A 9,392-nucleotide genomic window follows, 5' to 3' on the forward strand; every position below is an offset into this window, starting at 1 on the left:
TAACAGTTATCGGTGATTTGATGGGAGTGTTAATTGTCTATCTAGTATGGATGGCCTTGGATAATATTGCAGACAGGGTTCACAGGGGCATCTACTGGAGACTTGGTCTTGATCTTGTGTACGACTTTTTGAAGGGAAAACGCGGAAGCGTTAGGCAGTTTTACTCAATTTTCACGCTGATTTCGCTTCCCCTCTTTGCATTGAATTTACGTTCTTCTAATGAATTCTTCTGGCAGGTTGTTATTCCAGTTGATATCACCACGACATTGGCGATAATGTATATGGTAACTTGTGCAAAACGGTCAAAGAGGGAAGGGAAATGAAAGGCAAATGCAGCCTTAGATCCCCTTTGGGAAACCAAACGGTGCAGGAGAAGAACACTGGAGTGAAGTGAAAGTGGAAGTGAAACCGACAACTTCAGCATATGCAACATTAGATTGTCCTCAGAGTGTGCCTCAAAACGACGAAAGAGCGACACAATGTAAAATACAAGTTTGGAATACTGGAAACAAGGCCTTTTCCACAAGAATAACAAAGGTCCTGTTTGGAAACAATGTAATCTGGAATGGTACAAATACAGTAGCCGCATCAATTGATCAGGTCTCAATAACAATGCCACCTCATGAAGTCAACAACGTGTCACTGACTTTCACCGTAAATGGGATAGCAACCCTATTGTTTGGGGATCCATTTTTTAACTACAAGCTCCCAGAGTACTCTCCATATTTGGTTAAAGTATACTTCACAAACCTACCACCAGCAAGTGATATAGTGGAGATAACCGAAGCAAATTCCATTGTTCAGACAATATACAATTATGGAACCGCAACAATATCGGGAGCAACAATCGGAGCAACAATTGCTTTCTTTGGAGGTGGAGGAGTTGTTGCCGGTGCCATCGGAGGAGGAGCAAGTGGCGTTGCAGGGCAGGCTTTGGTGGATTCTGGATCTTTAAACTGGCTCAAGTATTTGATTGAAAAAGCATACCTCCACTACAAGCACAAGACTGGAGTTACACTTGACAATGGGTCCGACGGAAACGACGTAACAGGGGGGTGAGATAAATGGGAAGGCGTGACTATTATACTTTTTCCCTGCTCTTTTATGTTTTGACATATGTATTCATAACGTCGACATTGTTTTTTATATCAGCAGATAACTATCAAGAGCAGATTTACTGGGACATCAAAGGTTATCTTATACTTTTTGCATTGCTCGTGCCCTCACTTTTAGGGGCTCTCCTTTTTAAGCGATCTTCTCCAAATGAAATATTAAAGCTCAGAATACTCTCCAGCTACATAAGCTTGGCTCCCATATTGGCCCTTACTCCATTGGCTGGAGGCTTTAATGGGACGGGAATAATTCTCATAGGATATCTGCTTTTGTATGCCGGCCTGTTTACGGTTGCTTGTTCATCATACAGGAAATATACAGTGTTCATCAACATGACGGTAGCACTGTTGTCCATGCTCGGACTGACGTTGAGGTTTGGAGGCTGGGCTTGGCTTTCCTTTGCTGTTGGGGTAGGAGGAGTTCTCTACGGGCTTCTTAAAGAACTCTTCGATGAAGACGCTATGACAATAGAGAGAAAGACAATGAGATTATCAATTGTTGGGTTCCTTTCCCCTGTAGTATATCACGCTCTAATAATTGTACTTTTTACTAGTTGGAAGGGGTGGCGGTTCCTTACTTTGGATTTGATTTTATTTTTGATAATATTTAGATTAAAGTAGTTGTCGGGAGGTGAAAGATCATAGTTAAGGTTAAGTTAGTATATGACAGTAGAGCGAACTTCCAGCACTCCCCTGTAAATGACCCATTTAGCCTAAATGTTTAGGGTGTGGGAAACCACACTTACCGGTTATTCCTCGACAATGTTGATGGAAAACCCAACGGGGCAGGAGAAGAGGAGTGGAGCGAGGTGAAAGTGGAGGTAAAAATCAGTGATCACCTTAAACAGGTAGCATCGGACTGTAATTCAATATATTTCAAATATAAAATGGGGTATTATAAAGCAACTCTAACCTGCCAATTAACAATTTACAATGGATACAGTTACGACTTAAAAGTGACAGGAAGCATCGTTTCGGATATTAACGTTTCAACATTAAATAAATATTTGCAATTGCCAGCAGGAAGCTCTTCACCAGTAATCAGCTACATTGATCCCAAAACAATACCCGCCGGAGGTTACGCCACCATAACTTCTACCACACATTTCAAAATATCAAAACCCGATATCTTTATTATTGGAGACATATTCCCCTATTGGGAAGACGCATGGAATGATATTCGGGTAGAGGGGATTTATGGAGCGATGATTCCAGTGAGAATAATTCATGACGTGCCTTTTGATAAACTAGGGATTCGGCGCTTTACTCTCCAGGGCACTGTCTACGTGGAAGTAGACCACGTAGCAGTAGTTGCAGACATTGCTACCGATGCATTCTTAACGTATGAACTTAGGGCAACATCCACACCCATAGCCAACATTAAGCTTATTCAAGATGCCCTCAATAAGCTCCCACCAGGAGTCAGAGAGAAGATAAACCCGTTTATTGAGCAAATAAGTATTAACTGGCTTGCTAATTGGATGAAAGAGCACGCTATAACATGGTGGAGGGGATGATGGATGTCGGAACGGGCGTTCCCAAAGAGGATATACACATCCATCTTTTTATTCACCCTTTCACAGTTGGGAATTGTAACTCTCTTGCATCATGAAGGTGCTCCTTCAGGCAAAGTTCTGGGATTGTTAACAATGCCGGTAATTCTAACCCTGTTTTTCTTAGCATACGCCGGGAATGATCCCAAGTTTCCCGGGTTTTTCTTTTATTGGTCAGGTTTCTTGGTGGCTGCAAGCATAAAGACGTTGCTTCCCGTTAGGATACTTATTTTTGTCGGTTTGCCGACATTCTGGTTTCTCTTGTATTTGGATTTAAAGAACGTACGCTGGACTTTGCTCTTGGAAAGGATTTTCAATATAAGTAAAATTACCCCTTTGATTCTTGTAATGATAGCCATTGTAGGCCTTGTGGGTATTAATTACAAACTGCTCACAATCTCAGAGGTATCTGTGTCTAGGATTTTTCTCATTATCTGTGAAACAATAATATTTATAGTCCTTTACAAACTAGCTAACTCACAAAATGAAGCGACCAAGAAGAAAATCATCAAACTCACACCATGGGTTTATATATTCCTGTACATCCAATTAGTTCCGGCTACAGTTGATCTGTTGATGGGTCTGTTACTACCAATTGTCGGTTCCGTTTCATGGGCAGTTCTCTTAACACTTGTAGTGATGAACCCACTAAGAACAAAGGACGTCCGAGGGAACGAAACATGAAAGGACTGCTCAGATACATCTCTACTGTTATCGGCCTGCTTTCTCTGGTTTATTTAGTTTACACTGGTGACTGTTACTCTAAGACCGCCTACCCTTTGCTCCAGCTGAACCTGTATTTAACGGCGCTGGTTATAATGCTCCCCTGGTTGGAGGATGAGCGTTTTGGATTTGAACTAAAGGTCTTTGCCCCGTTATGGTTGTCAATGGCGGCAGTGATGGCGGGAATGGAGTTCTTGGGAGGCCTTGCAGCAATTCTGTGGTTGGCATGGCTATTCCTGCCACTCTTCAAGATTGATAGTGTGCTTATCTTCCTAAAGGAATTAACGGAGGATCTTAAACTGCGAGAGGACCCAATAAAGGTACTACTGATAGTACTAGCTCCGGCATTGTTTATCGTGATGTGGTACCATATAATTTTCGGAATACAAGCAGTTATCCTAATTGTTACATATGTTATTTATCTTCATCCCAACAGAACTCGGGAGGTCTAGAAATAGAGGGGACGAGAAAGTAAGTAAAAAGTGATGACGATGATAAGGATCATTGAAACCAGGATTCCGGCTAATGCCAATGGTAACTCAATACTAACACTCGCGTATAATCTTGCCGGAGTCACAGACCACACTTTCAAACTTTTCATCGACAATTACGATGGAAAACCCAACGATGCAGGAGAGGAAGAGTGGAGTAAGGTAAAGGTAGAAGTGAAACCTTCAAGTGTCTTGGCCTCATTCATGAACTGTAGTGACTTGGCGCTGTCCGCTGAGAGGGGAAACCCAGTACTTGACATGTCCTGTGAGGTGCACTTCACAAATCCTACCGATATTGAGTGGGAGATTACCCGCATTGATACTGAGGCACGCATACTCAAAACAGAATATACAAAGGATTCAACAATCGAGCCAACTAAGACGATAACGCTGCATATCGTATCTACTAAAGGGGTCGGAGAATTTAAGCTTGAGTTCCATGACGTTCTGTCCCAGTTCACAGTCAGTACCAATGGTCATCATACCTTGTAACATCCCAAGGGAACATGCTTGAGTTAGGACATAACGTAACCCAGTAAGGGACAGTAGATATTAAAGTTGAATACATATATGTTGACCGGTGGAAAGGCTCACGAGCCGATAATCACGCAATACAGTATCGGATCAACGGCCTGCTAGCCAGTGGAGTGCCCTTGCTGCCCTCTCTGGGGTCGAGAAGTTCTTGATCCCACGCTCCTCAAGCAACTCAACCCCATCCCCGACCAGCTCCCCGGCCATGAAGTTGACGATGACCGGCTTATTGCATTCGGCCTCGATGATGGCTCTGGCTATCTCCTCGCCGGGCAGGAAGATGGGCGGGACGCAGATGACGAGGAGTGAATCCACGTTTTCGTCCCGGCAGACGACTTCAATCGTTTTCTTGTACCTTTCGTAGTCCGCATCGGCTATCAGGTCTATCGGGTTCCTCAGGGAGCACTGGGGTGGAAGGAAGGAGCGAAGCTCATCGACAGTCTCATCGCTCAGCTTTGCAATCTCAAGGCCCAGCCTTTCGAGTTTGTCCGTTGCTAGAACACCTGGGCCGCCGGAGTTTGTGATCACTGCGACCCTCTTCCCGGCTCTGGTGTGCATCTCAAAGACCTTAGCCGCATCAAAGAGCTCCTCCATCTCCTCAACCTCTATCGCCCCGGCCTGCCTGAATGCCGCCCTGTAAATCTCATAGCTTCCAGCGAGCGAGCCGGTGTGGCTCGCGGCAGCTTTGGCTCCGCTCGCGCTCTTACCCGCCTTGAGTATTATGACGGGCTTTCTGGCCGCTGCATAGCGAAGGGCCTCCAAAAACCGCCTGCCGTCCTTAACTCCCTCGATGTAGAGGGCGATGACCTTCGTGTTTTCATCGTCGGCGAAGTACTCAAGGAAGTCGCTCTCGTTTAAATCGGAGGCGTTTCCATAGGAAACGAAGGCCGAGAAGCCAATCCCCTCGTCGTTGCCCATGGCCAATGCCGCGCCGCCGAAGGCACCACTCTGACTGATTAACGCCAGCCCGCCGGGTTTAACGCGAACCTCGAAGGAGCCGAAGAAATTCCCGAGGACGCCGAAGATGCCGGCGCAGTTCGGTCCAATGATTCTAACGCCGTGCTCTCTCGCCTTTTCCACCAGTTCGCGCTCGAGATCAGCATTCCCAACCTCGGAGAAGCCGGCAGAGATAACGACCGCGCCCCTGGTAAGGGGGCCGATTTCGTCTATGAGAGACAGTACGAACTTTGCCGGAATCGCGATTATGGCCGTGTCAACGGCCTCATCAAGCGCCTCACGGATTTGGAGGGTTCTTCCCCCTACCTCAACGGTTCCACCCTTCGGATTCACCGGGATTATCTTCCCTCCAAATCCACCCTCCACGATGTTCCGGAGAATCTCGTATGCTATGGCGCCCTTCTTGAAGGAGCCAAATACCGCAACGCTGGAGGGATGAAAGAAGAAGTCCATTCACTCACCCCCTTCATCCTCCTCGGGGGGTACGGGATTAACATCCTCATCCGATCCCTCGGTCGAAGGTTCCGTGCCCCCACCCTTCTTACCGCGACGCCTCAGCATGAAAAACCCCGCTCCCAAGGCCACGACCAGCCCCAGGCCCATATAGATATAAAGGGTTGTCCTGCGCTCCGTAACACGTATGAGCACCATCGTCGGAGAGATGAGCTTGTACTGCCCGCCTCGCACCTCTATTTCATTGAAGGAACCCGGCAGCTTAACCAAAACCTCCCAGCGCTTCTCAGTTAAGCTTTCGCTGTACTTCACCTGGGGGTGAACGACCCCCACGATGACGAGTCGGTCGTTCTCTATCCTGCCCTCCATGCTCACCGGGTGCATTGTGCCCTTGAAAGCCTCAAGTAAAATGGTCCTGACGGTATCGCTGGCGTTGGCACCGGTAAACGTAGCCGTGAACTGCAGGTATCCCTGAGCCGGGTTGTAGGCGAGGGCAATGCTCTTGTTCGTCTCGTTCAGGAACTTCATGACGGAAACCTCACCACTCGTAAGCTGGATTAGGGGGAGAAAGTCGCCGCCGTTCCAGACGGCCACGTGATCCGTGAGCTGGCTTGGGACAGGGGCAAGGTTCTCAATGTTGTACTCCTTCGGAAGAATCAACGTGAGCCTGTTCCAGTGATAGGCGAACACGTGCCCCTTGAACAGGAAATCGAGCGGACCATAGACCGGACAGCGGAGGGTACGGTTGTCCCCAACCAGAAAATTCGTCATCTCAAATGAGACGACCGCCGACCAGTTCTTCAGAACCCTCACGGGGCCGCCGGCTGGAATGTAGATGGTGCTGTTCAACCCCTGACCGGCGAGCTTATTGTTGAAGTCGTCCTTGAGATTGGTGTACACGAGCTGGCGAACGAAATCCGCAAACTCGCTCTCGGCCCGGGTCGTGTTGTTCGCGGAGAGCCTGCTGAAGTAAGCCCGGTAATAGGGATCTTTAAGAACGGCGTATATTGTAAAATGCGCCATCCCAGAGGCGTCCACCTGGATCATCATCTCGATGTTGAACACGTTCTGAGGAATGTTTTCCGCTGCTGAGACCGGTCGAACAACAGGAGTAAAACTCATCAGAAGAAGGATGAATACAAACACCGCATACCTCCTCATCCCCTCACCTCCGGAAAGAGTGCCCAGGATAATAAAAAAGCTTATTGGTTCCTCCGGCTAAGGAAAGAGCATGAGAAAAAAATACCGGAAGGTCGTCGTGGGAGGTACATTCGACAGGCTCCACCTCGGCCACAAAGCCCTGCTCAGGAAAGCGTTTGAAGTCGGGGAGTACGTTTATGTCGGCCTAACTTCAGACGAGATGATAAGGGGAAAACCACACGCCGAGAAAATCCTTCCCTACGGGCTCCGTCTCAGGGATTTAATAAAGTTCTTCGAGGTCAACGGCTACTCAGACTACCGCATAATCAAGATAAACACGTCAATAGGTTTTGCCGGCAGGATGAAAGGTCTCGAGGCCATAGTGGTCAGCGAAGAGACGTACAAAGGGGCGCTGGTCGTGAACAGGGCCAGGGAGGAAAACGGCCTTAAGCCACTTGAGATAGTCACGATAGATATAATCAAAAGCGCTATAGGACCAAAGATAAGCTCCTCCCTCATAAGGGCCGGCCTCATAGACCCCTTCGGCAGGCCGGTCTCCAGTGGAAATGAAACTCTCCGAAAGACGTTTAAGCCCTCAGATAATAACACCCCCGGTGATATCGATGGGGAAGTTTAAGGAGCCGATTATAGCGATTAACTTCAAGACCTACGCCCAGGCCACGGGCGATGGGGCCTTGAGGATAGCCAAGGCCGCCGAGAAGGTCTACAAAGAGACAGGGATAACAATCGTCGTTGCACCACAGCTGGTCGACCTTTATAAAATAGCCCAGGAGGTCGAGATTCCGGTCTTCGCCCAGCACATCGACCCGATAATGCCGGGCAGCCACACCGGACACGTCCTTCCTGAGGCGGTTAAAGAGGCCGGGGCTGTGGGAACGCTCCTTAACCACTCCGAGAACAGAATGGTCCTCGCCGATCTCGAGGCCAGCATTAGGAGGGCGGAGGAAGTCGGACTGATGACGATGGTATGCTCCAACAACCCGGCTGTCAGTGCTGCCGTTGCCGCTTTAGGACCGGACTATGTTGCAGTAGAGCCACCAGAGCTCATAGGGACGGGCATCCCCGTCAGCAAAGCCAAGCCAGAAGTTATAACCGACACCGTCGAGCTGGTTAAGAGGGTCAACCCCGAGGTTAAGGTCCTTACCGGCGCTGGGATTTCCACCGGAGAGGACGTCAAGAAGGCCCTTGAACTCGGAAGCGTTGGAGTGCTCCTCGCGAGCGGTGTAACCAAGGCCAAGGACCCGGAGAAGGCGATAAGGGATCTGGTGTCGTTGGTAATCTGACCCTCTGACCCTAAAATTCCCCTGATTCTTTAAGATTTTTAGAAGTAAGATATAAAAAGTAAAAAGACGAGGAGAAAACATCACATGGCAGTGTAGCCGCCGTCAACCACCAGCTCCGTCCCGGTCACGAACCTCGATTCGTCAGAGGCCAGGTAGAGAACCGCGTAAGCCACATCTATGGGTTCGCCAACCCATCCAACAGGGTTCATCCGGGCAAAGACCTTCTTGCATTCTTCCTCGTTTGAGACACCCATCTTCCTGCAGGCCTTCATCAGCATTGGGGTCCAAATGCTACCGGGGTGTACGGAGTTCACCCGTATGCTGTCCTTAGCGTAGATCAGGGCGTCCGTCTTTGTCATGAGCCTTATAGCGCCCTTGGAGGCATGATATGGAGGAATCCCAGGCGAGCCAACTATACCGTAGATCGAGGAGATATTGACGATGCTCCCGCCACCACTCCGTTTCATATAAGGCACGGCGTGTTTCGTGCAGAAGAATACCCCCTTAACGTTGACGTCCATAACCTGATCCCACTCCTCCTCGGTAAGCTCGTGGGTGGGCTTGTCAACGCCGGTCACCCCCGCGTTGTTCACGAGGATATCGACCCTCCCGAACTCCTCCACGATTTCCGCAAAGACTCTCTTAACCTCCTCCTCTCTGCTCACGTCGAGCTTCCAGAACTTTGCTGTACCACCTTCGGAGATGATCTCCCCAACGACTTGTCTACCACACTCCTCATTCCGTCCGGTAACTGCCACCTTTGCACCTTCCCTGGCCAAAAGCTTTGCTATCGCCCTCCCAATACCGGAGGTGGCGCCGGTAACGATTGCAACTTTCCCTTCAACCCTTCCCATTGTTCATACCTCCCGATGAATACCAAAGATCAGATTACAATTCAGTGGTTTTAAATTTTTCCAATTACCACTCTTCCATAGTCATAACCGGCGGGGGTGTTACCCAAAAGGCGCGTGCCCAAAAGCGAGGGGCAGGAACTCAATATTTATAAGCTGGGAAGGACTCTTCATATCGGGCAGCCCCGTGGTGTAGCGGACAATCATGCGGGACTTTGGATCCCGCGACCCGGGTTCGAATCCCGGCGGGGCTACCAGATATTCCCGCAATCTCTCT

General features: G+C 48.8%; 12 protein-coding genes and 1 tRNA gene. 10 read left to right on the forward strand and 3 right to left on the reverse strand.

What is annotated here, in order from left to right; all coding sequences use genetic code 11:
- The 7 genes from MVK60_RS06840 to MVK60_RS06870 all read left to right on the forward strand — a co-directional run.
- A partial coding sequence (locus MVK60_RS06840; protein ID WP_297437806.1) for a hypothetical protein occupies positions 1 to 323 on the forward strand: 323 nt, incomplete at its 5' end.
- Positions 324 to 396: 73 nt separating this feature from the next.
- On the forward strand, positions 397 to 1,059 hold the full coding sequence (locus tag MVK60_RS06845) for a hypothetical protein (RefSeq protein ID WP_297437808.1): 663 nt from the start codon (positions 397 to 399) through the stop codon (positions 1,057 to 1,059).
- Between the two features lie 5 nt (positions 1,060 to 1,064).
- Positions 1,065 to 1,733 (forward strand): hypothetical protein, encoded by a 669-nt coding sequence (locus tag MVK60_RS06850; protein ID WP_297437810.1) that lies wholly within the window; start codon positions 1,065 to 1,067, stop codon positions 1,731 to 1,733.
- Positions 1,734 to 1,840: 107 nt separating this feature from the next.
- Positions 1,841 to 2,629, forward strand: a complete 789-nt coding sequence (locus tag MVK60_RS06855; protein ID WP_297437812.1) for a hypothetical protein — start codon at positions 1,841 to 1,843, stop codon at positions 2,627 to 2,629.
- 3 nt (positions 2,630 to 2,632) lie between these two features.
- Entirely contained in the window at positions 2,633 to 3,349 is a 717-nt protein-coding gene (locus MVK60_RS06860; RefSeq protein ID WP_297437814.1) for a hypothetical protein, read from the forward strand.
- On the forward strand, positions 3,346 to 3,840 hold the full coding sequence (locus tag MVK60_RS06865) for a hypothetical protein (protein WP_297437816.1): 495 nt from the start codon (positions 3,346 to 3,348) through the stop codon (positions 3,838 to 3,840). The genes MVK60_RS06860 and MVK60_RS06865 overlap by 4 nt, the downstream gene beginning before the upstream one ends.
- Positions 3,841 to 3,873: 33 nt before the next feature.
- A complete protein-coding gene (locus MVK60_RS06870; protein ID WP_297437818.1) occupies positions 3,874 to 4,371 on the forward strand; it encodes a hypothetical protein in 498 nt (165 codons plus the stop codon).
- A 132-nt stretch (positions 4,372 to 4,503) separates the two neighbouring features.
- On the opposite strand, the gene MVK60_RS06875 is transcribed toward MVK60_RS06870, so the two are convergent.
- Both MVK60_RS06875 and MVK60_RS06880 read right to left on the reverse strand, forming a co-directional pair.
- Positions 4,504 to 5,820 (reverse strand): acetate--CoA ligase family protein, encoded by a 1,317-nt coding sequence (locus MVK60_RS06875; RefSeq protein WP_297437820.1) that lies wholly within the window; start codon positions 5,818 to 5,820, stop codon positions 4,504 to 4,506.
- A complete protein-coding gene (locus MVK60_RS06880; protein WP_297437822.1) occupies positions 5,821 to 6,981 on the reverse strand; it encodes a hypothetical protein in 1,161 nt (386 codons plus the stop codon).
- 70 nt (positions 6,982 to 7,051) lie between these two features.
- Between MVK60_RS06880 and coaD the strand changes: the two genes are divergently transcribed.
- Both coaD and tpiA read left to right on the forward strand, forming a co-directional pair.
- Positions 7,052 to 7,597 (forward strand): phosphopantetheine adenylyltransferase, encoded by a 546-nt coding sequence (gene coaD, locus MVK60_RS06885; RefSeq protein ID WP_297437824.1) that lies wholly within the window; start codon positions 7,052 to 7,054, stop codon positions 7,595 to 7,597.
- Positions 7,584 to 8,264 carry a triose-phosphate isomerase gene (tpiA, locus tag MVK60_RS06890; RefSeq protein WP_297437826.1) on the forward strand — a complete coding sequence of 227 codons (681 nt, stop codon included), beginning with the start codon at positions 7,584 to 7,586 and terminating at the stop codon, positions 8,262 to 8,264. The genes coaD and tpiA overlap by 14 nt, the downstream gene beginning before the upstream one ends.
- 80 nt (positions 8,265 to 8,344) lie before the next feature.
- Here tpiA and MVK60_RS06895 read toward each other — a convergent pair whose 3' ends face one another.
- Complete coding sequence (locus MVK60_RS06895; RefSeq protein ID WP_297437828.1) at positions 8,345 to 9,118, reverse strand: SDR family NAD(P)-dependent oxidoreductase; 774 nt, start codon at positions 9,116 to 9,118, stop codon at positions 8,345 to 8,347.
- A gap of 178 nt (positions 9,119 to 9,296) precedes the next feature.
- Between MVK60_RS06895 and MVK60_RS06900 the strand changes: the two genes are divergently transcribed.
- Positions 9,297 to 9,372: transfer RNA gene (locus MVK60_RS06900), tRNA-Gln, on the forward strand.
- The last annotated feature ends 20 nt before the right edge of the window (positions 9,373 to 9,392 follow it).

Source organism: Thermococcus sp. (assembly GCF_026988555.1).
GTDB lineage: Archaea > Methanobacteriota_B > Thermococci > Thermococcales > Thermococcaceae > Thermococcus.